At 34.8% G+C, this 26,356-nt stretch carries 22 protein-coding genes; 2 read left to right on the top strand and 20 right to left on the bottom strand.

Translation table 11 applies throughout. From position 1 onward, the window contains the following. Window positions 1-652: 652 nt before the first annotated feature. The 12 genes from coaE to citZ all read right to left on the bottom strand — a co-directional run bounded on the left by coaE (window position 653) and on the right by citZ (window position 14,302). The gene (coaE, locus tag NKR20_RS12430; RefSeq protein WP_301285929.1) at window positions 653-1,246 is read right to left on the bottom strand and encodes a dephospho-CoA kinase; all 594 of its coding nucleotides are present in this window, start codon (window positions 1,244-1,246) and stop codon (window positions 653-655) included. A gap of 18 nt (window positions 1,247-1,264) precedes the next feature. Next, on the bottom strand, window positions 1,265-2,137 hold the full coding sequence (mutM, locus tag NKR20_RS12435) for a bifunctional DNA-formamidopyrimidine glycosylase/DNA-(apurinic or apyrimidinic site) lyase (protein WP_253426968.1): 873 nt from the start codon (window positions 2,135-2,137) through the stop codon (window positions 1,265-1,267). Window positions 2,138-2,149: 12 nt separating this feature from the next. Further along, window positions 2,150-4,777, bottom strand: a complete 2,628-nt coding sequence (polA, locus tag NKR20_RS12440; protein WP_253426969.1) for a DNA polymerase I — start codon at window positions 4,775-4,777, stop codon at window positions 2,150-2,152. Between the two features lie 139 nt (window positions 4,778-4,916). Continuing rightward, window positions 4,917-5,342, bottom strand: coding sequence for a DNA polymerase I (locus NKR20_RS12445; protein WP_253426970.1), 426 nt, complete (start codon window positions 5,340-5,342; stop codon window positions 4,917-4,919). Window positions 5,343-5,725: 383 nt separating this feature from the next. Further along, a complete protein-coding gene (hflC, locus tag NKR20_RS12450) occupies window positions 5,726-6,745 on the bottom strand; it encodes a protease modulator HflC (RefSeq protein WP_121212715.1) in 1,020 nt (339 codons plus the stop codon). Continuing rightward, window positions 6,742-7,713 carry an FtsH protease activity modulator HflK gene (hflK, locus tag NKR20_RS12455; RefSeq protein WP_121212714.1) on the bottom strand — a complete coding sequence of 324 codons (972 nt, stop codon included), beginning with the start codon at window positions 7,711-7,713 and terminating at the stop codon, window positions 6,742-6,744. Before hflK ends, hflC begins: the two co-directional genes overlap by 4 nt. A 233-nt stretch (window positions 7,714-7,946) precedes the next feature. Continuing rightward, complete coding sequence (gene pnpS, locus NKR20_RS12460) at window positions 7,947-9,401, bottom strand: two-component system histidine kinase PnpS (protein WP_121212713.1); 1,455 nt, start codon at window positions 9,399-9,401, stop codon at window positions 7,947-7,949. Then, window positions 9,398-10,108 carry a response regulator transcription factor gene (locus NKR20_RS12465; RefSeq protein WP_121212712.1) on the bottom strand — a complete coding sequence of 237 codons (711 nt, stop codon included), beginning with the start codon at window positions 10,106-10,108 and terminating at the stop codon, window positions 9,398-9,400. Before NKR20_RS12465 ends, pnpS begins: the two co-directional genes overlap by 4 nt. 53 nt (window positions 10,109-10,161) lie before the next feature. Then, entirely contained in the window at window positions 10,162-10,599 is a 438-nt protein-coding gene (locus NKR20_RS12470) for a MaoC/PaaZ C-terminal domain-containing protein (RefSeq protein ID WP_121212711.1), read from the bottom strand. A 142-nt stretch (window positions 10,600-10,741) separates the two neighbouring features. Further along, a complete protein-coding gene (gene mdh, locus NKR20_RS12475; RefSeq protein WP_121212710.1) occupies window positions 10,742-11,680 on the bottom strand; it encodes a malate dehydrogenase in 939 nt (312 codons plus the stop codon). A gap of 162 nt (window positions 11,681-11,842) precedes the next feature. Beyond that, a complete protein-coding gene (icd, locus tag NKR20_RS12480) occupies window positions 11,843-13,102 on the bottom strand; it encodes an NADP-dependent isocitrate dehydrogenase (protein ID WP_121212709.1) in 1,260 nt (419 codons plus the stop codon). A gap of 84 nt (window positions 13,103-13,186) precedes the next feature. Beyond that, complete coding sequence (citZ, locus tag NKR20_RS12485) at window positions 13,187-14,302, bottom strand: citrate synthase (RefSeq protein ID WP_121212708.1); 1,116 nt, start codon at window positions 14,300-14,302, stop codon at window positions 13,187-13,189. Window positions 14,303-14,575: 273 nt separating this feature from the next. Between citZ and NKR20_RS12490 the strand changes: the two genes are divergently transcribed. After that, complete coding sequence (locus NKR20_RS12490; RefSeq protein ID WP_253426971.1) at window positions 14,576-15,532, top strand: AI-2E family transporter; 957 nt, start codon at window positions 14,576-14,578, stop codon at window positions 15,530-15,532. A gap of 23 nt (window positions 15,533-15,555) precedes the next feature. Here NKR20_RS12490 and NKR20_RS12495 read toward each other — a convergent pair whose 3' ends face one another. From NKR20_RS12495 to NKR20_RS12530, 8 genes are all read right to left on the bottom strand, one after another. Continuing rightward, window positions 15,556-15,963 (bottom strand): FxsA family protein, encoded by a 408-nt coding sequence (locus tag NKR20_RS12495; protein WP_341967449.1) that lies wholly within the window; start codon window positions 15,961-15,963, stop codon window positions 15,556-15,558. A 114-nt stretch (window positions 15,964-16,077) separates the two neighbouring features. Continuing rightward, on the bottom strand, window positions 16,078-17,838 hold the full coding sequence (gene pyk, locus NKR20_RS12500; RefSeq protein WP_121212707.1) for a pyruvate kinase: 1,761 nt from the start codon (window positions 17,836-17,838) through the stop codon (window positions 16,078-16,080). A gap of 22 nt (window positions 17,839-17,860) precedes the next feature. Continuing rightward, a complete protein-coding gene (pfkA, locus tag NKR20_RS12505; protein ID WP_121212706.1) occupies window positions 17,861-18,820 on the bottom strand; it encodes a 6-phosphofructokinase in 960 nt (319 codons plus the stop codon). A 309-nt stretch (window positions 18,821-19,129) separates the two neighbouring features. Continuing rightward, the gene (gene accA / locus NKR20_RS12510) at window positions 19,130-20,095 is read right to left on the bottom strand and encodes an acetyl-CoA carboxylase carboxyl transferase subunit alpha (protein ID WP_121212705.1); all 966 of its coding nucleotides are present in this window, start codon (window positions 20,093-20,095) and stop codon (window positions 19,130-19,132) included. Further along, complete coding sequence (gene accD / locus NKR20_RS12515; protein WP_121212704.1) at window positions 20,088-20,960, bottom strand: acetyl-CoA carboxylase, carboxyltransferase subunit beta; 873 nt, start codon at window positions 20,958-20,960, stop codon at window positions 20,088-20,090. The genes accA and accD overlap by 8 nt, the downstream gene beginning before the upstream one ends. Window positions 20,961-20,983: 23 nt before the next feature. Beyond that, on the bottom strand, window positions 20,984-21,631 hold the full coding sequence (locus NKR20_RS12520) for a FadR/GntR family transcriptional regulator (protein WP_121212703.1): 648 nt from the start codon (window positions 21,629-21,631) through the stop codon (window positions 20,984-20,986). A 270-nt stretch (window positions 21,632-21,901) separates the two neighbouring features. After that, window positions 21,902-24,985 carry a DNA polymerase III subunit alpha gene (gene dnaE, locus NKR20_RS12525; RefSeq protein WP_253426972.1) on the bottom strand — a complete coding sequence of 1,028 codons (3,084 nt, stop codon included), beginning with the start codon at window positions 24,983-24,985 and terminating at the stop codon, window positions 21,902-21,904. Window positions 24,986-25,001: 16 nt separating this feature from the next. Next, window positions 25,002-25,946, bottom strand: coding sequence for a DHH family phosphoesterase (locus NKR20_RS12530; RefSeq protein WP_121212701.1), 945 nt, complete (start codon window positions 25,944-25,946; stop codon window positions 25,002-25,004). A 100-nt stretch (window positions 25,947-26,046) separates the two neighbouring features. Between NKR20_RS12530 and NKR20_RS12535 the strand changes: the two genes are divergently transcribed. Next, window positions 26,047-26,352, top strand: a complete 306-nt coding sequence (locus NKR20_RS12535; protein ID WP_121212700.1) for a YtpI family protein — start codon at window positions 26,047-26,049, stop codon at window positions 26,350-26,352. Window positions 26,353-26,356 lie beyond the last annotated feature (4 nt).

The following is a 26,356-nucleotide window of genomic DNA, read 5'->3' on the forward strand; positions in this document are numbered from 1 at the left end:
TAAAGAAAAGCGGAGGCGGGTCGCTCAGGCTCGACACGCACTGGAGACTCCGACAAGAAGGCGCTTTTTGCCTTTGTAGGAGGAGTCGAAGTGTCGCGAGAGCCTACCCGCCGCAGCTAGACAACTTAGAAATGTGGAAGCGCTCGCCCTGCTCTGACAACAACTGGAGGAATCGACAAAAGGGCGCTTTTTGCCCTTGAAGGCGATTCTGAAGTTGCCGAGGAGCTAACGCGCGGAGCTAGACAAATTAGAAAAGCGGAGAACGCTCGTTCAGCTCTTGAAGGCACTGGAGACTTCCGACAAGCGTGTTTACACGCGCCGGAGGAAGTTGAAGTGTCCGAAAGAGCTAGCGTTCGCAGCTAGACATCTTAGAAAAGCGGAGCGCGTTCGTTCAGCCTTGAAAGAAACTGGAGACTTCTGACAAGTGTGCTCGCACACGCAGGAAGAAGTCGAAGTTTCCGAACGGCTAACGCGCGGAGCTAGACATATCCGAAAAGCGGAGCGCGTTCGTTCAAGCGTAATACCCATAATAATACTTACTTTTAAATCCAATGATAATAAATCGAATTTCAAATCCATCAAAATAAAAAACCTCTACGCTTAGAGTAGAGGTTAAAGGATGTTATTATGCCTTGTAATTTCAAGGGGAATGTTATAACACATTCCATTTATTTAAAATATCTTCGAGTTGTTGTCTAGTTTCTTCAATCGACCCATTATTATTTATCACCGCATCTGCACCTTGTTCCTTGATTGAAAGAGGTAACTGTGAACTGATGCGTGCTTTTGCATCTTCTTCATTTAATCGATTGCGTTCAATCAATCGTTTCAATTGCGTCTCTTCATTTACTGAAACAACAAGTATTTTTTCAACGTAATGTTGCAGTTTACTTTCAAATAACAGAGGAATATCCATAATAACTGTTTTTGCCCCGTTTGCAACATGTTCATCCCGTTGACGCAACATTTCTGCTCTAATGGCTGGATGGATAATATCATTTAATACTTTACGTTTAGATTCGTCATGAAAAATGATGGAGCCGACTTTTGCTCGATCCATCGCTCCTTCAGGTGTTATTACTTCTGGACCAAAAACATCCGCTATTTTTTGTAATGTTTCACTTCCACGCTCTACTACTTGTCGAGCTACTAAATCCGCATCAACAATTGGAAAACCATATTCTTTTAACATATTAGCTACTGTACTTTTACCACTCGCAATACTACCAGTTAATCCAATAATCATTCCCAAATCCCACACCTTTTAATGTTGACATTGTGGGCAATAGACTGAAGTACGCCCACCAATGACCATCGATTTTGTATTTGATCCGCATTGAGGACAGATTTTCTTACCGTACATTTTAAGTCGGTGCTGCATTCCACCTGCTTCACCGTTAATGTTACGATAATCCGAAATTGTTGATCCGCCCATATCAATACTTTCTTGTAAAATGTTGCGGATAACTTCAAATAATTCAATCTTTCTCTGTTTACTTATACGGCTCGTTTTTCGACCAGGATGAATTCCCATCTTAAATAGTGATTCAGTTGCGTATATATTACCGCAACCGGAAATTACTTGTCCGTCCATAATGACTTCTTTAATCGGTTTATTTTGATATTTCGGTAACTCACTCTTTCTGAGGAAAAAATCACAAGCATCTTCTTCAAAAGGTTCTGGTGCCATTTGCAATAGCGGTGCATGTTCTTCTTCCTTCACAATAAAGCGCATTTCCCCAAATCGACGAATATCACTATAAACAAGCAGTTCCCCTGACGTTAAGTAAAAAACGCCATGGGTATGCTTCCTGAATTTTTCTTCTGTAATCTCATTTAAATCATTTACGACAAACCAAGCACCTGTCATACCTAAATGATTAACAAATAAATACTCATCATAATTTTTTTCTAAATGAAAATAGATATATTTGGAACGCCGTGTTATTTTCGAAAATGTCATTCCTTGCATTGCTTGTTCAAATAAGTTAGGTTCTATCGCTTTCACAATGCATTGCTTACCTTCTGCCCAAGAATTATAAATCGTTTGGGATAGTTCAACTTTTTCAATTGTCTTCCCTTCTACTTTAGGCACTAACGCCCGAACAACACCTTCTACTTCTGGTAATTCAGGCATCTCTACACTTCCTTACTTTGCATCGTACCAAGTACTACCATATGAGAAATCCACTTTTAAAGGAACTTTTAATTCTATAGCATTTTCCATTACTTCTGGTACAATTCGTTCTAAAATTTCAATTTCATCTCGTGGTGCTTCAAATATTAATTCATCATGCACCTGTAATAATAATTTCGATTTAAGCCCCTCTTCTTTTAATTTTGCATCCATATCAATCATTGCCTTTTTAATAATGTCAGCAGCACTTCCTTGAATTGGGGTGTTCATTGCAGTTCTTTCTGCAAAACTTCTTAAATTAAAGTTTCGATTTGTAATATCCGGTAAATATCGACGACGATTTAAAATCGTAGTGACATACCCTTTTAATTTAGCTTCCTGAACAATATTATCCATATACTCTTTTACACCAGGAAAACTTTGTAAATATTTATCAATAAACTCACCCGCTTCTTTACGAGTAATATCTAAATTCTGAGATAAACCGTAATCACTGATTCCATATACAATACCGAAGTTAACTGCTTTTGCAGCACGGCGCATGTTACTCGTTACTTCATCTTCTGAAACATGGAACACATCCATTGCAGTACGAGTATGAATATCCATTCCTTGATTAAAGGCATCTACTAAATTTTCGTCATTAGACATATGTGCAAGTACACGTAATTCAATTTGTGAATAATCCGCAGCAAACAAGACCCAATCTTCATTTGAAGGTACAAATGCTTGTCTTATTTTACGTCCTTCTTCTAAACGAATCGGGATATTTTGAAGATTTGGATCTGTAGAACTTAATCGACCCGTTGCTGTTAATGCTTGTTGGAAACGAGTATGCACTTTACTATCTTCACGGTGTACTTCCTTGATTAACCCTTCAATATACGTTGACTTCAATTTCGCCAACTGACGGTAATCTAAAATATATTTTACGATGGTATGTTCTGTTTGTAGTCTTTCTAACACATCAGCAGCAGTGGAATAACCTGTTTTCGTTTTCTTAATAACAGGTAAACCTAATTTTTCAAATAGAATCACACCAAGTTGTTTCGGTGAATTAATATTGAATGTTTCACCTGCTAATTCATAAATTTCTTTCTCTAAAGATGTGATTTTCTCTTCAAGTTCTACACCCATTTTTTCTAATGTTTCAATATTAACTTTAATCCCTTCACTTTCCATTTTGCCTAGGATGGTAGCTAAAGGTAGTTCAAGATCATAGTACAGATCAAATTGTTCATTTTCTCTTAATTTTTCTTCAAGCACTGGTTGTAATGTCCAAATAGCAAATGCCTTTCTTGCCACATGCTCAGCTAACACATTTTCATTAGGAACAGTCCATTTTGCACCTTTACCATATATCGTTTCATTCGCTTGAACATCACGATATCCGAATTCGGAGGCAAGTGTTGCAACATCATCACCAGAAATAGCTGGATTTACAATATAGGACGCAAGCAACATATCAAACTCTACTCCTCGCAAATCAATATTTATACGGTTTAAAATGGCTTGTGCAGCTTTGCTATCAGACATATATTTTTTCTTTGAATCATCTTCTAGCCAATTTTTTAGCGTTTCATTATTGCTTAAAGTATCAATGGAAACGAAAAAATTAGCTAGTCCATCTGAAAAACCAACACCTAAAATTTGGCAAGTGTGATAGTGTTCGTTTTCTATCTCTACATGGACAGCCATTGCGTCTTTTAACATATCAGGTGTCACTTCTTGAACAATTTCAAAATCTAATTCTGCCGTAACTTTCTCTTCAACTTGGAAATCACTTTTTTCAATTAACGATTTGAACGAAAGCTCCTGCCACACTTGTAAAACTTCTTCTTCATTTGGACCAGGGTAATCTAAATCTTCTAATGAAATGTCAATCGGTGCATCAGTAAAGATGGTTGCTAATTTTTTTGACATCTTCGCTTGTTCTTCGTTCGCTTCAAGCTTCTCTTTCATTTTCGATTTTTTCATACCATCAATTTGTTCGTATAGCGCTTCTACAGAACCATATTCCTTCAGCAGTTTTATCGCTGTTTTTTCACCTACGCCAGGTACCCCTGGAATATTATCGGATGGATCTCCCATTAACCCTTTCATATCAATAATTTGTTTAGGTGTTAAGCCATATTTTTCTTCAATATGACTAGGTGTGTATTTCTCAATATCTGTCATACCTTTTCGAGTAATATATACGCTCACTTGCTCTGTTGCTAGTTGAGTTAAATCTTTATCCCCCGAAACAATAATGACTTCCATATCTTTATTTTCAGCTTGTTTTGCTAAAGTACCAATTATATCATCTGCTTCATAGAGTTCTTTTTCGTATCGTTTAATTTGATACGCATCAATTAGTTTTCGTAAGTATGGAAATTGCTCCGACAATTCTGGTGGTGTTTTTTGACGTCCACCTTTATATTCATCAAAGGTTTCATGACGGAATGTAGTTTTTCCTGCATCAAAGGCTACTAGCATTTTTGTCGGTTTTTCTTCTTCTAAAATCTTTTGAAGCATCGTTGTAAATCCGTACACCGCATTTGTATGGATGCCACTTTCATTTGCAAGAAGCGGTAATGCAAAAAATGCTCGATAGGCCAAACTATTTCCGTCCAGTAATAATAATTTTTCTTTTGCCATCAAAATTCTCCTTTATTATGTAAATCAAAAACTTCACGAAGTATCTCTATTTAACTTTATCTTTATTAACGACTTTTTTCCATTATAAAACACGTATCCATCCATAAACGATCAATACGTGTTTTGTCATTAAATATTATTACCTTTTTAGCATACGTTTTTCTTTCGGATAAAAGATTTCTTCATAAATAACAGTGATTAAAAATGCATTTAAAAAGGAAATTACTAAATATAATGGCATTCCAGCTAATTTATAAGTCATAAATGAACGTGCAAAAACTTCAACAAAACCAACTTGTGCAAAATAAAAAATCATACCTACACCGACTTGCCAAATCGGGCGTTTGTCTTTACGCTTATCAAACTTGAAAACTTTTTTAAAACTATTTCGTACTTCTTCTGCAACAAATAATGTTAAAAAGAATATAGGAATAAATGTTATTGGTATATAGAAAATTTCAAATTTCGTCCAAGTATAAGGTGTCGGAGTAAATAAAGCTGTAATTGAACAAGTCATAATAAAAGCTAACAATACATTTTGAATCCATTTATTTAAGTTATTCAATCGCTTTACCTCTTTTCTATTAAAAAATTACTATTTTATTATAACAATAAATATACTAATATAAAGTAGTAAATTATGTGAATTGTATTTTGGAGATTTAAGAAGACGAAGAATATTCCATTTTGGAAGTATATGTCTAAAAAAGAAAGCGCGGCCTACCACTGTAAGCCGCGTACTATTTTAGAAATTTTAGTAGTAATGAAAAGACTGTGAGCGGACCTAACACAAGCACAAGGACAAGTCGTAAAGACAACTACAAGTTGGCTTTGCGGCTTGTGTGCTAAGTCCGCTCACATAACTTATATTTTTATTAGAATCTATATTCCGATGACTATCAAAAAACCACCTATCAGAATCGCTCTGATAGGTGGTGAAAAATTTTATTATTCTAGGTAGCCGGATAAAATTTTTGCATATGGTGAATCTGATGGTAGGATAATCATAGTATCATCATCAATTGTCTTTTTATACGATTCTAAAGTACGATACAATGAATAGAACTCTGGATCCTTAGAGAATTCTCTGTTATAAATTTTCGCAGCCTCTGATTCCCCTTCAGCTCGAATCAATGCAGCTTCTTTTTTAGCTGTTGCAATTAATTCTTGTACCTTTCGATCCGTTTGTGCCTCAATACGATTTTTCTCGGCGTCCCCTTCAGATAAATACTTTTGTGCAATAGATTCACGTTCAGAAATCATACGTGTATAAACGGATTGTTCATTTTCTTCTGGTAAGTCCGTACGACGAATACGAACATCCACTACTTCAATACCAAAATTCCCATCCGTTAATAATTCATTCACTCTTTCTGTCACTTTATCATTAATACTACCACGTGAAGAGTTTTCATCATTAATGATATCATCATAATTTAATTGTCCTAACTCAGTTCGAATAACCGAGTAAATATATTCTTCCATACGCGATTCTGCATTCACTAAGTTCCCCGCATTCGAAATCAATGCCTTTGGATCTGTAACGCGCCAAACTGCATAATTATCAATAATGATTCGCTTTTTATCTAACGTATTAATCTCTTCTTCTGTCATATCATACGTCATTAAATTTTTCGGTAATGTTGTCACACTTTGGATAAACGGCACTTTAAAATTAATACCCGGTTCATTTTCGTATTTTACAACTTCTCCAAATTGACGTACTACACGATATTCATTTTCTTTTACAATATAAATATTAGCAAGGATTATAACTATTACTGCAAACAAGGCTGTTAGAACGATAGCAGACTTGGCAAATTTACGACCATCAAAGGGCTTTTTATTCTTTTCTTTTATTACTTTTGCATCTTTAATATCAACAACGTTTTTATCCTTTTTATTTTTGCTAGCAAAAAGTGATTTAATGAATTTCTCTAAATCGCCATCAAAGTTGTTGTTACTCATTGTTTGTCGCCTCCTTCAGTAGATTCTTCAGTTTGTTTTGGAGAAGAACTAGCTGTCGGTTGAAGAGGTAAATATTTTAACGTTTCCCCTTCATCATTCATGATATAAATTTGAGCATTTGGAAGTACAGCCTCTAACGTTTCAACAATTAAACGTTGTCGGGTAATTTCTTTATTGCCCGCATATTGCTCATATAACTTTTTAAATACTGCAACTTCACCTTCTGCTTGTTGAATACGTGCAACTTTTTCACCTTCAGCACGGGAAATTATTGCATCTTTTTCCCCTTGAGCTTCACTTAGCTTTTGGTTTTCATATTTTTTTGCTTCGTTCGTTTTCGTATTTTTCGTTTCACGCGCATCCGTTACGGCTGTAAACGCTGCACGAACTTCAGCATTTGGTAATTCAACATCTTGTAGCTTAACCCCTAAAATACTAATTCCGATATCATATTTTTCAATTAAATTAACTAGTAAATCTCGGGTACTCGCTTCAATTTCAGCCTTTCCATCTGTTAAAGCTTCATCAATTGTTGAGCTACCAATGATAGAGCGAATCGCACTTGAAGTGGCATTATGTAGTATCTTTTTTGGATTTTCTGCATTGAATAAATATTTTTCAGGGTCTGTAATTTTCCATTGTACAATTAAATCGGTTAATACAATGTTTTCATCACCAGTAATCATCTTCGTTTCACTATCAAACGTTTCGACTACCCCTTCATCAGTCTGTTTATAGCCGAATTGTAAACTATATGTCTCTTTTGAAAGTACCTCAACCTTTTGGATTGGCCACGGTAACTTAAAGTGCAAACCTGAATCCGTAATGGTTTCATCTGCAGACCCAAATGTAATGACAACTGCTTGCTCTGATTCATCAACAGTGTACCAAGATGTAAAAACAGCTAATAATGCAATGATTGCTAGTACCGACATACCTGTGATGAGCAATGTTTTTTTTACACTCATTTTCATCCTCCTCGTTTTTTTGAATTACCTTATTTACGTAAAAATTTATAAAAAGTTTCATTAATTACAAAAATATTAACAATCAATAAATTGTTGCAAAAAGAAAATGCCTCACTTATGGTGAGACATTTACTTTATACTTTGCAATATTACTAAATCTGAAACAGGGGGTTTCTAGATTTAAGGTTAATCGATGAATATGAAGGGAACATAACAATAATGTAAAGAAATTGTTAATTCAAGTTTCTTTGCAAAGGAATTAATACTTTCATACAAGTCCCTTTCCCTACTGTACTTTCGACTTGAATTTTTCCTTGATGTGCTTCGATGATATGCTTAACAATGGCTAGACCAAGGCCCGTTCCACCTGAATTACGACTTCTTGCTTTATCTACCCGATAAAATCGTTCAAATATCCGGGCAATTTCATTTTTCGCAATGCCAATTCCTTGATCTTCTACTTCGATAATTCCGAATCTGTCGCTTTGTTTAATTCTTAAAGATATCGTTGTATTTTCCGGTGAATAGGTAATCGCATTTGTTATTAAATTCGTAAATACTTGTATTAAACGATTGAAATCACCAGCAATGATGACATCCTGTTCAGCGTCAATCTGAAACTGCATATTTTTTTCAACTAAACGCGGGATAGTTAGCTCCACTGCACGATTTAAAACATCTTGTAAACTTGTTGGCATAATTTTTACAGAAAAACCATGTTGCTCAATTCTAGATAATTCAAGTAAATCTTCTATCAACATTTGTAGTCGATTACTTTCCTGATAAATTATATCTAAAAATGAAATAAGCATTTGTTCATCTTTAAATGCACCATCCAACAAAGTTTCCGAAAATCCTTTAATGGACGTAATGGGTGTGCGCAATTCATGGGATACGTTCGCAACAAAATCTTTTCGAATTTGTTCGAGTCGAATTAGCTCTGAAATATCATGCATAACAATAACAACACCTAACCAACGCCCATGCTCTCCAACTACTGGGGCACCGTATACTTGTTTGTATTGAATTTCATGATTTACAACAATTTCAATTTGTTTACGATAAGGTAGCTCCGTTAAAAAAACATGATCAATAAACTTCTCTAATTTTTCTGGTAAACCTAAAGTTAAGAAATTTTTCCCTCGTACTTCATCTAACTGTAATTCAAAGCCATCTAAAAATTGACGATTAACTATCGAAACAGTAGCTTCGCGGTCAATCATAATTAGTGCGCTACCCATATTTTCAATTAACGTTTTCAATCGTTCATCTTCAATTTCTTTTAACTTTTCTATCTCTTGTAAGTTTCGAGCCAATAAATTTATCGAGTTTCTCAAGTCAACGATACTGGCAGGACCTGCAGCATATGCTCTCGCTCGATAATTTCCTTTTGTTAATTCCCTAGCTGTTTGTGTAATATTATCAATTGGGTCTAGTAAATTTCTTATTAACCTGCTCGTAACCAAACAGATAAAAATAAATGCAACAATTAAACATAAATTCATAACAAAGGCAAACTGTTTTTTGAAGTAATCCAATTGATAATCATCAATTTTTATATTGTTTTCGATAAAAAATTTTTCAATATAGAAAGGAAAAAGCTGGCCTAAGACAAAGCCAAGGACAGCTAAAATAGAGCCAGTTAATATGATGTAAAATAAAAAGAGTCTATTGCTATAAGCTTTCATACCATTTTCGGCTCCTCGAATTTATACCCGATTCCTCTAATCGTTTTAATGTATTTCGGTTTACGGCTATTCTCTTCAATTTTATCCCTTAAGTGACTGATATGAACATCTACAATTCGTGTATCACCTGCAAAATCATAGTTCCATACTGCACTCAACAATTGGTCACGTGTTAATACACGATTTTTATTTTCTAATAAATAAACAAGTAATTCAAATTCTTTCGGTGTAAAGTCTAATGGTTCCTCATTTAAGAAAGCTTCAAAACGTTCTGGATAAACTTGCAAGTTCCCAAATTGATAAAACGTTTTATCCATTTCTACCTCTTGTGATGGAGTCGTTGTGAATCGACGTAAAACTGCTTTTACCCTCGCCACTAATTCACGTGGACTAAATGGTTTTGTCATATAATCATCTGCACCAAGTTCTAGTCCAAGTACTTTATCAAACTCATCATCCCGCGCTGTTAACATAATAATTGGTATATTGAATTTTTGACTACGTATTTCCTTACAAACTTCCATACCATCCATCGTTGGTAACATTAAATCAAGAATAATTAAATCAGGTACATGAGTAATAGCAGTTTCTAGACCTGTTTTTCCATCATGAGCAAGCAAGACTTCATAACCCACTCGTTCTAAATTATATTTTAATAATGTTGCGATTGAAATTTCATCTTCTACAACTAAGATTGTTTTTGTCATCGTTAAACCTCCAATGTTGATTTGAAACCCCCATTTCAAATCATTTGCACGTCCTAATTGGGAGGTAATACTTTAATTATTCCTTCTATTACCTGTACATTCTTGTCTTTTATAGCACTTACATAGATATCAACTATATTTAAATTCAAATCAACTTGCTGTACTTCGAATAGTATTTCAATTGTTTCATAATGATAAACTGGTTCAAGGTATGTTAAATGTTGTTCACGAATATGAGAACCAGGTCCAGGCATATGTTTGGATATGGCAGAAGTAATAATGCCATTTAACATAATGACAGGAACGATTGGTTTTTTATATGATGTTTCAGCTGCATAATCATGCTGAATATATAGAGGGTTACTATCGTTCGTTAAACCTAAATAAAGTAATAAATCTTTATCCTCTATTTTTTCTGTTATTTGTAACCTTTCACCAACTACAAGCTCATTTATTTTTTTACCAATTTTCATACCCTTTCTCAACAGCAACTTCGCAACCCCTTTATATTTGAGATTACTCTCATAGTATCAACTTTTTCAGAAAATAACAATAATCTTAGAAGCTTAGATAAGTTACAGTAAAAAGAAAAAATCGAACAGGATACTTGCCCTGCTCGATTTACTCTAAAAACTATTCTAATACAGCCATTACATCACGTACTGCTTGTGCAGAAACGTCTAAAGCTGCTTTTTCACTATCTGTTAAGTCTAACTCAAAGATTTTTTCAACACCTTCTGCACCTAGAAGAGTTGGAACTCCAAGATAAATACCATCATATCCATATTCACCTTCTAAATATGCAATTGAAGGTAAAACGCGTTTTTGATCTTTGATAATTGCTTCAGCCATTTCGATAAGTGCTGCAGCAGGTGCATAATAAGCTGAACCGTTACCTAATAAGTTAACGATTTCGCCCCCACCAACACGAGTTCGTTGTACGATTTCTTCTAAACGTTCTGGTGAGATTAATTTTTCAAGTGGGATACCACCTGCATAAGAATAACGTGTAAGAGGAACCATTGTATCACCATGGCCACCAAGTACGAACCCTCTAATATCTTTTACTGAAATATTTAATTCTTCTGCGACAAAAGCACAGAAACGAGCTGTATCTAATACACCAGATTGACCAATGACACGATTTTTAGGGAAACCTGTTTCTTTATAAACCGTGTACGTCATAGCATCTACCGGATTTGTTAAAACAATAATTGTTGCATTTGGAGAGTATTTGGCTATTTGACCAGAAACAGATTTCATAACCTTTTGATTAATTTGAACTAAGTCATCACGGCTCATACCAGGCTTACGTGCAACACCAGCAGTAATAATCACTACATCAGAATCAGCAGTATCTTCATAATTTGAAGTACCTTTTACATATGAATCAAAACCTTGCACCGGAGCTGCTTCCCACATATCTAGCGCTTTTCCTTTAGTTGGGTTTTCTGCATCGGGAATATCTACTAATACAACATCACCAAGTTCTTTTTGAGCTGCTAAAAAGGCTGCAGTTGCACCAGTGAAGCCGGCACCAATTACTGAGATCTTTTTTCGTTTCAATGTCATTCAAATACGCTCCTTCAATATTTTATTATTTTACACAAAAAGGAGAGAATTCGAAAATCCTCTCCTTTTTTTGACAATATTATTTTGTCCTATTTCATTATTATTAGTCAACTAATAAGTAATGAATCAAAATAAATTATCTAAATTGATTAAATTTTAATATTAAAGGTTTTTAATTAATTCGTTAGCGAATTCAGAACATTTAACTTCAGTTGCACCTTCCATTAAACGAGCGAAGTCGTAAGTTACAACTTTAGAAGAAATTGTATTTTCTACAGATTTAGTAATTAAATCTGCAGCTTCTTGCCAACCTAAGTGTTCAAGCATTAACACACCAGAAAGTAATACTGATGATGGGTTAACTTTATCTTGACCAGCATATTTTGGAGCTGTACCGTGAGTAGCTTCGAAAATAGCATGTCCAGTTACATAGTTAATGTTAGCTCCTGGAGCGATACCAATACCACCAACTTGTGCAGCTAATGCATCAGAAATGTAGTCACCGTTTAAGTTCATAGTAGCTACTACATCGAACTCTTTTGGACGAGTTAAGATTTGTTGTAAGAAGATATCAGCGATTGAATCTTTTACGATGATTTTACCAGCAGCTTCAGCATCAGCTTGTGCTTTGTTAGCAGCTTCAACACCTTGTTCTGCTTTAATTCTGTCGTATTGATCCCAAGTGAATACTTTATCACCATATTCACGTTCAGCTAATGCATAACCCCAGTTTTTGAATCCACCTTCAGTGAATTTCATGATGTTACCTTTGTGAACTAATGTTACTGATGGACGGTTATGTTTAATAGCGTATTCGATTGCAGCACGTACTAAACGCTCAGTACCTTCAACTGATACTGGTTTAATACCGATACCTGAAGTTTCTGGGAAACGGATTTTGTTAACGCCCATTTCTTCTTTTAAGAAGTTGATTACTTTTTTAACTTCTTCAGTACCTTGAGCATACTCGATACCAGCATAAATATCTTCAGTGTTTTCACGGAAGATTACCATATCAACATCTTCTGGACGTTTTACTGGAGAAGGAACACCATCGAAGTGACGTACTGGACGTAAGCAAACATATAAGTCAAGTTCTTGACGTAATGCAACGTTTAGTGAACGGATACCGCCACCGATTGGAGTTGTAAGAGGACCTTTGATTGCGATTAAGTATTCGTTGATTTTATCTAAAGTTTCTTGTGGTAACCATTCACCAGTTTGGTTGAATGCTTTTTCACCAGCAAGTACTTCTAACCATTCAATTTTCTTTTCGCCGTTGTAAGCTTTTTCAACAGCTGCATCGATTACGCGTGATGCTGCAGCCCAAATATCAGGACCAATTCCGTCACCTTCGATAAATGGAATTGTTGGATTGTTTGGTACTTGAAGTACACCGTTTTCTACTACAATTTTACTCATTAAAGTTGCCTCCTAAAGTCATAAGTCTAGGACTGTGCCATTAATAAAACACAGTCCTTGACATTTTAACATAATTTTTAAAAATTATCGCTCGTTAATTGGAACATATTTTTGCATTCCAGGTCCCACATATTCTGCTCTAGGACGAATTAAGCGGTTATTAGCATATTGTTCTAGGATGTGTGCTACCCAACCTGATGTACGAGAAACAGCAAAGATTGGAGTAAATAAATCATGTTCAATTCCTAAAGAATCGTAAACAGACGCTGAGAAGAAGTCAACGTTTGCTGGAAGACCTTTTTGGCCTACGATCATATCATGAATTTTAACTGACATTTCAAATAATTCTGGTTTGCCAGTTAATTTAGTTAATTTTTCACTCATTGCACGTAAGTGTTTAGCACGTGGGTCGCCTTTACGATATACGCGGTGACCGAATCCCATGATTTTTTCTTTATTATCTAATTTACCTTGAATATAAGATTCAACGTTATCAATTGAACCAATTTCAGATAACATTTTCATTACTTGCTCGTTTGCTCCACCGTGTAGAGGACCTTTAAGAGCGCCAATTGCTGCAGTAACACCAGAGTATACATCAGAAAGTGTTGCTACACATACGCGAGCTGTAAATGTAGAAGCATTTAATTCATGGTCAGCATGTAAAACTAATGCTTTGTTGAATGCTTCAACTTCAATTGGTTGTGGCTCTTTACCATGTAACATATATAAGAAGTTTGCTGCATATCCTAATTCAGGTTTTGGTGCAACTGGTTCTAAACCTCTGCGGATACGAGAGAAACCAGTAACTACAGTAGCAATTTTAGCTTGTAAACGAATCGCTTTACGGTAGTTTGCTTCTGGAGACATGTCGTCAGCTTCTTCGTCATATACACCTAATAAAGATACAGCTGTACGTAGAGCTGCCATTGGGTGTACTGTGTCTAATGGGTATGTTTTAAATTGGTCAAAAATCGCTTGAGGTACACTAGCATTTTCTGCTAATTGTTTAGTTAACTCTGCTAATTCATCTTCTTTCGGTAGACGTGTATGCCAAAGTAAGTAAACTACCTCTTCGAATGTAGCGTTATCAGTTAGATCATCAATGTTATAACCTACATATGTAAGTGTGTCATCGATAATTGAACTGATTTTTGACTCTGCTGCTACGATACCTTCTAAACCGCGTGTTGCTGTCATAAAAAATCGCTCCCTCATAAATGAATTTAGATTGTAAGTGCTTTCTTTCTATCCCAAAAGAAGCACAAAGAAAGTGTTCTGCTCATATTGAACCTATAAGTAAATCGCTTACACAAGTTATTATAATAAATTTTGACGTCTTTGTGAATGAATTTAATAGAAATGAAGAAAAAATTGAATAGAATATAAAAAAAGAGTTTAAAAGAGAATAATTGGATATGAACGAGATTTGAATTACATAAAACAGAGGTGACAAATTTGCAATCAAACAAAATGAGTAATTTTCCTTCTAAAAAAGTTATTAAATACCTAATTTTAATGGTATATTTTATCATTTTGTGGCTTATTTTGCCAGTTTCCCTTGCTTTATTTGCTGCTTACTTTCTCTATCCCGTCATCAACTTTTGCCATAAAAGATTGAAGATACCCTATGTCATTAGTGCTATTCTTGTTTCAATCTGTATATTTTTAGCCACTTATTCATTATTCTATATTACCATACAAAGTATTATATCTATTTATCCCGAAGTTAAACTTCAAGTAGAGAAATTAAATATACTAAATTCTGGAGAGCATATCTTATTAGAAACAATTTTTAATAAATCATTATCTTTAATTGATACTGCTATTATGGGTTTAGCAAATTTTCTTCAAGATCTATTAGCATATGTTATTGAAGTGTTCATTTTCATCGTTGCATTCTTTTTCTCCATTTTTGAATCACGAAGAAATCGATATTGGTTCTTTATTTACGTTCCGAAGCAGTATCGTGATGAATGGAAAAGTTATTTCATGAAAGCAACAAATCTTTTTGGTTATTTTCTTTATGTTGAATTTCAATTGTTTATTATCACTTTTTTATTATTAAGTTGTGGACTTGCTTTATTAGGGTTTGAGCATCCAATTAATAAATCATTTTTAATTTCATTAGCAGATGCGCTCCCGTTTTTTGGAATCGGACTCTTTCTTATTCCATTAGCAATATATTTCTTTGCCATAGGTGAAAAGTTTTTATGCTTTGCAATCATACTCCTTTATATTTTTATCCAAATAACAAGGCAAATTGCAGAGAGTTTGTTATGGGCTTCCACCTTCCATTTACGAACAGTTCATACGTTCTTTATCAGCGCTGCTTCTATTTTATTATTTGGAGTTTACGGAATTTTATTAAGTCCATTTTTATTATTAATTGCTGTAAAACTAAAACATAATTCACTTTATAATAATTAAAAACTACAGGCAGTAGTTGGATGCTACTGCCTGTAGATATATACTTGACCATTTTTAAATTTTCTTCTTAACCAATTAAAAATTACAGGTTTAAACAATTTTCTTGTAAATGGAACAACCATTAAAAATCCAACAATATCCGTTAAAAATCCTGGAACCGCTAATAATAATCCTCCTAAGAAAATTAAAAATGTATCAATCATTGCAGGACCTGGTGGGATACCGTTTGAAAGACTTGATTGCATATTTTGAATGGAATCGATTCCTTGCTTTTTGGCAACTACAATCCCAACAATACTTGTTAGAACAATTAATAAAAGGGTATTAAATATTCCCATCGTTTTACCAACTAAAATAAATATCGCAATTTCTATTAACATAGTGGCGATGAGCCCTAGAAATATTTTTCTCAGTTCAGATCTCCCCCTCACATATTTCTCATAATTAAATACGGTTTTTCAAGTTAAAAGTTTCATTATGAAATAAAAAACGAGAACATTCTCATACAATGTGAGACGTTCCCGCGTTAAAACTAAAGTTTCTGATTAAAGTACACTTGCATGTCCTTTATAAATAACACCTGTTTCTGCATCCATCGTGATTTCTTGACCATGACGGATTAATGTTGTCGCCTCGTTTACTCCAACGATTACCGGAATTCCTAAGCTAAGGCCAACTACTGCAGCATGACTAGTTAGTCCGCCTTCCTCAGTAATAATTCCAGCACAATTCTCAATAATTGGCATCATTTCACGATCCGTGCTTACTGTAACTAAAATACATCCTTCTGTATCATATGCAGAAGCTTCCTCAGCATTTTTAGCTACAACCGCTTTTCCAACAACAGACAGTTTTCCAACACCTTGTCCTTTTGCTAGTAAATCACCAATTACATGTACTTTCATCAAGTTCGTTGTACCCGCTTCACCTACTGGAACACCCGCAGTGATAATTACTACATCACCATGGTCGACATATTGATGTTTTAATGCTTCATCAACAGATAGCTCTAAAATTTCATCCGTTGTCGTTACTTTTTGTGTAACAATTGGTATTACTCCCCAAACAAGGGTTAATTTTTGTGCAGTTGAATGCTCATTAGTAATGGCTATAATCGAAACGCCTGGGCGATATTTCGCAATCATTTTTGCAGTTGTTCCACTTGATGTAGGAGCAAGAACAGCTTTTACACCTAAATTAATTGATGTGTAAGCTACTGCTTGCGAAAGAGCTTCTGTCATTGTCGTTCCTTTTTCTCGACTTCGAATAGAAACAATTGAACGATAATCTAAAGAATTTTCCGTATGAACCGCAATCTTATTCATCGTTTGAACAGATTCTACAGGATAGTTACCTGCAGCAGTTTCGCCTGATAACATAATTGCATCTGTACCATCAATAATTGCATTCGCAACGTCTGATGCTTCTGCACGAGTTGGTCTAGGATTACGTTGCATAGAATCTAACATTTGTGTAGCCGTAATTACTGGTTTACCAACTTGATTACATTTTTTAATTAACGTTTTTTGTACAAGAGGTACTTCTTCTGCAGGAATTTCTACCCCTAGGTCACCACGGGCAACCATTAAACCATCAGATACTTGAATGATTTCATCAATATTATCTACGCCTTCTTGGTTTTCAATTTTTGGGATAATTTGTATATGACTACCGCCATTTTGTTCTAACAGTTCACGAATTTCTAATACATCTTTCGCTGTTCGAACAAATGATGCTGCAATGAAATCTACTCCTTGGTCAATACCAAATAAAATATCTTGAGCATCCTTTTCTGTAATTCCAGGTAATTTTACTGATACGCCTGGTACATTAACACCTTTTTTATTTTTTAATATTCCTGGATTTTCTACAATTGTAGTAATTAATCCTTTTTCTGTATCTTTTGCTAAAACACGAAGTTCAATTAAACCGTCATCAAGTAAGATTTTATCATTTTGATTCACATCATCGATTAGCTGGTCATACGTCACAGAAAAACAGCTTTCATTTCCAACGACTTCTGTCATCGAAATATCAATAACTTGTCCTTGAGAAAGATGTAATTCTCCATTTTCCATTGTGTGCGTACGAATTTCTGGACCTTTTGTATCTAATAAAATACCAACTGTTTTGTTTAACTTTTCTGCAACATCACGAATTGTTGCAATACGAACTGCGTGCTCTTCATGAGTTCCGTGGGAAAAGTTTAGTCGTGCAACATTCATTCCCGCGTTTATTAGTTTTTCTAACATTTCTGGCGATTCACTTGCCGGACCTATAGTACATACAATTTTTGTTTTTCTCATATTTTTCTCTCCGTAACTAAAGTTAAATTGAAAGTTCTTTTGATAATGTGTATAAGCTTAAATCTGCTTTATGTTTTTGCGTAAATGCTTCTTCTAAATCATAATCGATAACTTGGTGATTTTTTATTCCTACTGCACGGCCACCGCGACCTTCAAGTAAAACTTCAACTGCTTTTGCACCTAAACGTCCACCTAAAACGCGGTCACGTGCTGACGGTGAACCACCTCGTTGAATATGACCTAATACAGAAACTCGAGTAATAATATTCGCTTTCTCTTTTAGAATTTTTGCTAATTCACTACCAGACATAACACCCTCAGCGACAATGATAATACTATGTTTCTTACCGCGCGCTTCACCACGTCTAATGCGTGCAATAATTTCATCTATGTCATAAGCTTCTTCAGGAATTAAAACTGATTCAGCACCTGCTGCAAGTCCTGCCCATAATGCAATATCTCCAGCATCACGGCCCATTACCTCAACAATAAATGAATTTTCATGACTTGTTGCAGTATCACGGATTTTATCGATTGATTCAATCACTGTATTTAGTGCAGTATCAAATCCGATTGTATATTCAGTGCCTGGAATATCATTATCAATTGTTCCTGGAACACCAACACATGGAAAACCTTTTTTCGTTAATTCCAATGCGCCACGATATGATCCATCTCCACCGATAACGACAAGTCCTTCCACACCAGCAGCCTTCATTTTTTCAATACCTTGATATTGGTATTTATCTTCTTTAAATTGTGGACAACGCGAAGAAAATAATTTTGTACCCCCTCTTTGAATTATACCTCCAACAGAGCCTAAATCTAATAAGTCCATTCTACCTTCTATAAAGCCCTCGTATCCGTGATTTATCCCCATCACTTCAACACCATGAAAATTTGCTTTACGGACAACTGCTCGAATAGCAGCATTCATTCCAGGTGAATCTCCCCCACTTGTTAATACAGCTATTTTCTTCATCGTGTTTCCTCCTAAACTACCCTTACTATAAACATTAACATAAAATCCTAACAATGTAATAAATCCACTTTAAAACTAAACATTCTTTTACAAAAATAATATATATTCCATTTTATTAAAAAATAAATAATCGCGTTATTATTTTACCTTTAATAGAAAAAAACGACAAAGCTAAATTTAGAAGATAGGAAAATAAAAATTTTAAATACGTTATCTAACTATAATCCATACTTTCCTATACTCTAACAATTAATAAGTACCTTAAAAGAAATTCACCTCGGCAGATAAAAAAGCCGAGGTGTCTTTCATTTATAAATCTTCTAATTCTATATATTCACCAATTTTTCTAAATTTATCATAGCGATTTTCAATCAGTTCTCGCTCTGAAAGTGTTGATAATTCTTCTAGGGCTTTTTCAAGGAATGTTTTTAATGATTTAGATTGTACTTGAACATCTCGATGTGCACCACCAGCGACTTCAGGAATGATGTCATCGATAATGTCCATTAGTTTTAAATCACCTGCTGTAATTTTCATTGCCTCAGCTGCTTGTTTTGCAAGACTAGCATCTTTCCATAAAATAGATGCTGCGCCTTCTGGAGAGATAACGGAGTAAGTCGAATTTTCAAGCATATATAGCTTGTTCGCAACACCTAATGCTAACGCACCACCACTTCCACCTTCTCCAATAACAACGCTTATTACTGGTACTTTTAATCCAGCCATTTCAAACAAGTTTTTAGCGATAGCTTCGCTTTGACCGCGCTCTTCAGCTGCTTTACCAGGATAAGCTCCTTTTGTATCAATAAAGCAAATAATAGGTCGATTAAATTTTTCTGCTTGTTTCATTAAACGTAATGCTTTTCGATACCCTTCTGGATGAGGCATTCCAAAGTTACGGCGGATATTTTCTTTCGTAGTTTTCCCACGTTGATGACCAATGATTGTAATAGGTTGCCCTTCAAATAAAGCAATTCCCCCTACAATAGCCTCGTCATCACCGTAGTAACGATCACCATGAAGTTCTATAAAATCTGTAAATAATTCTTGAACATAATCTAATGTTGTCGGTCTATTTGGATGTCTTGCTACTTGCACTCGGTCCCAAGGCTCCATATTTGAATAAAGTTTCGATTCAAGTTGTTGTAATCTTGTTTCTAATGTTTCAATTTCATCAGACATATCAACATCTGCACTGCTCGCAATCTCTTTTAGCTCATCGATTTTTTCACGTAATTTTACAACTGGTTCTTCAAAGCCTAGTGTTTTAGACATGTACAACTCCTCCTTTACGGTGGATTTTCACGATTGCTGCAATTTTATCACGCATGTCTTTTCTGTGGAAAATTGCATCTAATTGACCGTGTGCCAGTAAAAATTCTGCAGTCTGGAAATCATCAGGTAATTTTTCACGTACAGTTTGTTCGATAACACGACGTCCTGCAAATCCAATTAAACTTTGTGGTTCTGCAATATTAATATCACCCAGCGATGCAAAACTAGCAGAAACACCACCTGTTGTAGGGTGAGTCATAATCGATATGAACAAAAGACCATGATCACTATGACGTTTAAGGGCTACACTTGTTTTTGCCATTTGCATTAATGAAATAACACCTTCTTGCATTCGTGCCCCGCCACTTGCTGTAAAAATAATAAATGGAAGTTCATATTCTGTTGCTCTTTCAATCGCTCTTGTTATCTTTTCACCTACAACAGAACCCATAGAACCCATGCGGAAGTGGGAGTCCATAATCGCAACGACTACCTGTTCACCTTTTAAGCTTCCCATACCTGTTAAAACCGCTTCATTTAAACCTGTCTTTTGAGAATCTACTTCAATTTTATCTAAGTAAGATGGGAATTTTAATGGATTTGAAGTTCGTAAATTTTCATCAAAGGATTCGAATGTACCCTCATCTAAGAAAATGTCTACTCGCTCCCAAGCAGTCATCTTATAATGATGGTCGCAATTCGGACATACTTTTAAATTACTTTCTAATTCTTTCGTTAAATATATTTTTTTACATTCAGGACATTTAGTCATTAAATCAGCCGGAAAGGAGTTTTCTTTATTACGATCTACAATGACACCTTTACTTTTCTTCTTGTTAATAGATAATAGATTTCTAATTGCCACTGTTTTTCCCCCTTTAATATTGGTCAAAAATCTGTGTTTTTTAAATACATCATCCATTTTTCATAGGCTTCGATTGTTTCAATTTCATTACCTTCTTGTAATGATGCTAATAGCTTTTGTATGATTATTTTCTCTTCTTCAGTAGTTAGCTTTTTCAATGATTTTGAACTATAAGCTGCTAATTGGAGCCAAATTTTTAGTGCCAGTCTATTCCCTGAAGCGATGAGTATTTCTCTTAAAATAAGGTCGCGTACAACTTCTTCATCATTTTCTAATCTAAAAATTAAGCTTTCCCAAACTGGGAGTCGTCTTAAAATCTCATTAGAACAAATTACTCGAAGTGCTTCCCTTTCATGCATTTTTCTTGTCGTATGAACATCTTCTATTGATTTATTTTCTTGTAAGATAAAAGAAGCTACTATTTCAACTAATTGATGGGATTGAAATGAGGCTAAGAAGGTACCTCCACCGTGTCTTGTTTCGATTAGTCCGAGCAATTCTAAACTACGTAATGCTTCCCGAACTGACGAGCGACCTACATTGAGCCTCTCTGATAAAACTCTTTCCGATGGGAGCTTATCTCCAGGTTGAATATTTTCATGCTTAATTAACTCTCTTAATTGTTGTACAATCTCTAAAAATATTTTTTTATTCTCCTGTTTTTTATCCATAAGCCCCCCTCAAATCAGAAATATCCCTTTACTTAATAATTTCTTCATCCAATCAGTTAATCCTTCATTCTATCGTGGTAAGAATTAGATATTTCGCTTCTAAAAAAATCAAATTGTCTCCAATATTGAATGTGTTCTCTTCAAACTCCAACTATGTCAAAAGTGGTCTGACCACTTTTATAAGCATACATAATGAATTTCTCTTTGTAAAGAAAAAACTGTGCATAAATGCACAGTTTTTTTTGATTAATTATTAACTTTTCTCGTTTACTAACTATTTCTCATTATTTTCACGATAATTTGCGGAGTTCCATTTCTTAATTCGAATATTCCTTCAATATAAACAATTCGGTCAACTTGAATCCATCCTAATACTTCGTTATATTGCTTAGGGAAAAGAGTAGTAGAAATCGATCCATACTCATCCTGAACTTGAATAAATGCCATGAGCTCCCCTTTTTTCGTCCGTATCTGGCGAATATCTTCTACCATTGCTACGAATTTAACATACGTGTTAGGTACACTATTTTTTATGGTTTTAATTGTAGAATGTATGTCTGTCCATTTCGTTCGTTCCAATGAAACTGGGTGTTCAGATAAGTAGAAGCCTAATACTTCTTTTTCAAATTGTAGCTTCATTTTATCTGGCATTGGGGAAGCTTCTATATATTTGGGTTTGCCAAATAAAAAACCTTCTGATGAAAATAAATCATTCTCTTCTGTAGGTCTGACAATTTCGGCATGTTTTTCAGCAGCTTCTAAAGTTGAAAGTAATGTTGCGCGATCCTTTTTAAAATCATCCAAAGCACCAGATTTAATTAATGGTTCCATTACCTTTCGATTAAAATGAATCGCACTTAAACTCACCGCCAAATCAAATAGATCCTCAAATGGTTGTGGCCTTGATTTTCGGATATCGATTATCTTTTGTAAAAAGGGCTGTGGCAATCTTCTAATAGCTGACAGGCTGAAACGAATGCCATCCTTTTCAACAGTAAAGACTCGATTGCTCTTAACGATAGAAGGTCTTAACACTTCAATTCCCTTATTTCTAGCTTCTAAAATAAGTTGGAACAGTTTTTCCTGATTTCCTATTGCATTCGTCATTAATGCTGCATAAAAGTTTGCTGGATAATTCGCCTTTAAATAAGCCATTTGATAAGAAATTAAACTATAAGCAACTGCATGACTTTTCGGGAAACCGTAGTCAGCAAATCGTACAATTAACGCGTACACTTCCTTTGCAACTTGTTCAGGAAAGCCTTTAGCAATTGCACCATTTACAAAAGCTAACTCTTGTTCCTCTAACACTTCTCTTTTCTTTTTACTAACTGCTCTCCTTAGTAAATCTGCTTGCCCAATTGTGAAACCTGCCATTACATTGGCAATTTGCATGATTTGTTCTTGATAAACAATAACACCATATGTTTCTTTCAAAATTGGTTCAAGGACAGGATGTGGCATAACAACTGGTTCTTTCTTCGCTTTTCGTTTCGCATAAACGGATATAAACTCCATTGGTCCTGGACGATAAAGAGCATTGACTGCTACGATATCTAAAAAATGTGTTGGGGCAATTTCTCTTAACGCATTTTTCATTCCGTCCGATTCTAATTGGAAAATACCATTCGTATCTCCTTGCCTTAAAAGTTCAAATGTTTTTTCATCATTCAACGGAATTTTATTAAAATCGATAACTTTTCGAGTAGTGTAATAAATGGATTTTCGAATATTTTCTAATATCGTTAAATTACGTAGACCGAGGAAATCCATCTTCAATAACCCTACTTGTTCCACCTCTTGCATAGACCATTGAGTTAAATAAATTCCGTCATGACCTTGTTCGATTGGAACAACTTCAACTAACGGTACAGGACTTAATACAACACCAGCAGCATGAGTAGAAGCGTTTTTAGGCAAACCTTCTAATTTTTTCGCTGCCATAAACCATTTCTTACGGATTTCTTCAGATTCAACCCATTTTCTAAATGGTTCTGATGTAATATAAGCTTCTTGCAATGTTATTCCGATTTTATTTGGTATTAACCTAGAAATCATGGATAGTGTTTCGCTTTCGAAGTTAAACATGCGAGCAACGTCACGAGCTACCGCTTTAGCAGACAAAGTTCCAAATGTAATAATTTGTGCTACATGTTGTTTACCATACTTTTCTGATACATATTGAATCACTTCTTGTCTTTTTGTATCAACAAAATCAATATCAATATCCGGCAGTGTAATACGATCCGGATTTAAAAACCGTTCAAACAGTAAACCATATTGTATTGGGTCAACTTGTGTAATATATAAACAGTAAGCAACAAGAGAACTTGCAGAAGATCCACGACCAGGTCCTGTTAGTATGTTTACCTTTCTAGCATAATTCATAAAGTCGGCTACAATTAAAAAATAGTCTGCATAGCCCATTGATTGAATAATATTTAACTCATACTTCAATCGATTTATATACACTTCACTTGGAGAATCGGTATTTAATCGTTCTTTTAAACCATGATAAGCAAGTTTCGCTAACTCTGTTTCTGCATTTTTATCATCTGGAAGCGGATATTTCGGCATGTAGTGGCCATGATTTGTGAGCTCTACTTGGCAGCTAAGCATGACCCTCTTACTTTCCTCAAGCAAATCAAGTTTATCTTGGAACCATGCTTCCCATTGATTTTTTGTAGGGGTAAAATGATTTTCTTGATAATTATGTATTCCTTCACTCAGTTTGACCCCTGTTTCAATGGCCCTCGCAACTTGATATGGAAAATACTCTTCAGGTTGTAAAAATAAACACTCTTGTATAGCCATACATTTAACATTGAAATGATCACTTAAATAAAAGACTTTATTTTCTTCCGGAGAAACCATTCCCCCACTACGAGATATACCAAAATAAACTTCTGCCTGAAATGCATCTTTAACTTGAGAAATGAACGGTACATTTTGTTCTCGTAACCAATTTCCGTTTTCCGAAATCACTGGAATAATAGCAATACACCCTTTAGAATATGCTGTGAGCCATCGCCAAGGGATTAATCGATCTTCACGGATTGAAATGCTACTACTTATTTTCAACAAATTTTTATATCCATCATTATTCTTTGCATAAATAATTAATGGCAAATTTAGTTCATTAGAAAATTGGACTCTTATATTTAATCCGATAACCGGATGAATGCCTGCTTGTTTTACACTATGCCAAAAAGGCAAAAGCCCGTACAATGTAGAATTTACCATTGCACAGCTTTTTGCCTCTTGTTTTTTTAGAAATGGAATGAGCTCTTCTATACGAATGGTACTTTTTAATAAATCCGCACTAGTTCGTATTTGTGGGTATACAACTGACAAAACTTCATCCCCAATCTTATTTATATTCTCGACAAAGTTCTATTAAATCTTCTATCGCACGATCTGCTTCTTCCCAAGAATAAACCGTTGCACCTGAAGCAAGTGGATGTCCGCCCCCATTATACTTTTTAGCTAGTTGATTAATAATTGGACCTTTCGAACGTAGTCTAACACGAATATGGTTTTCATCCTCAACAAAAATCAACCATGCTTTAACACCTTTAATATTACTTAAAGAACCAACTAGCAATGATGTATCAGTTGGTGTTACTTGAAATTTATTCAAGATTTCTTTCGTTAGCTTTATGTACACTGCCCCGTCTTTATCCATTTGGAAGTTCTCATAGATGTAACCTTGTAAATGTAGAAGATTAGGCTCTTTCTCATACATACTATTAAAAACTTCATTTCGGTCAAAATTGTAACGAATTAAATGACCCGCTATTTCAAATGTTTTTTCTGTAGTACTTGGATATAAAAATCTTCCAGTATCCCCTACAATACCTGCAAATAATGCACGAGCAGCTTCATCTGGTAAAACCCAACCTTTGTAACTTTTACCCTCTTCAAATAATTCATAAATCATTTCACTACAAGAACTTGCATCTGTATCTACCCATAACTTATCACCATATTGATCGTCATTTGGGTGATGATCAATTTTTATAAGAAATGAACCATTTGTGTATCTAGAATCATCAATTCTATCCGTATTAGCAGTATCTGTAACGACGACTAAAGCATTTGAATATGTTTCATCACTTACTGAATCTGGAGTAGCAATAAAAGTTAGATTGTGGTCATGGTCCCCAACTGCGTAAATGGATTTGTTTGGATAATTTGCTTCTAATATTTTTTTCAATCCAAACTGTGACCCATATGCATCAGGATCTGGACGTACGTGGCGATGAATAATGATTGTGTCATATTTTTCAATTGTGTCAATGATTTGTCGTTTCAAGTTGTTTTCCCCCTAAGGAATCTATTTTTTATTCTATCTGTTAGCATTTTTATATAAAAATCGTTACAATATTATCAGTGCTTTTTGGGAGGTCATAATAATGTTCAATATAATATTTGTCGCATTGATTATCTTATCTTTTGTTGCGTACTTTTATTTTAAAACAAAACAATTCCGTTCTGTTTTACCAATTCGAAAAAAATGGTATAAAGCCCAAGCTGGTGTAGCACTAGGTTGCTTTATCGTTTTCTTTGGTATCAATACATGCATTATCTATCCAACACTTGTAGGATTTTTAATAGGCGCTGTCTTTATACTTGTAGGATTATTGTATGCAAACGCTCAATATAAACGAGCTCGACACGAAGGACAATTTGTTAAAGAAGAATTTGAATTGAATAAATAATAAT

The organism is Ureibacillus endophyticus (genome assembly GCF_024159215.1).
Classification (GTDB): Bacteria; Bacillota; Bacilli; order Bacillales_A; family Planococcaceae; genus Ureibacillus; species Ureibacillus endophyticus.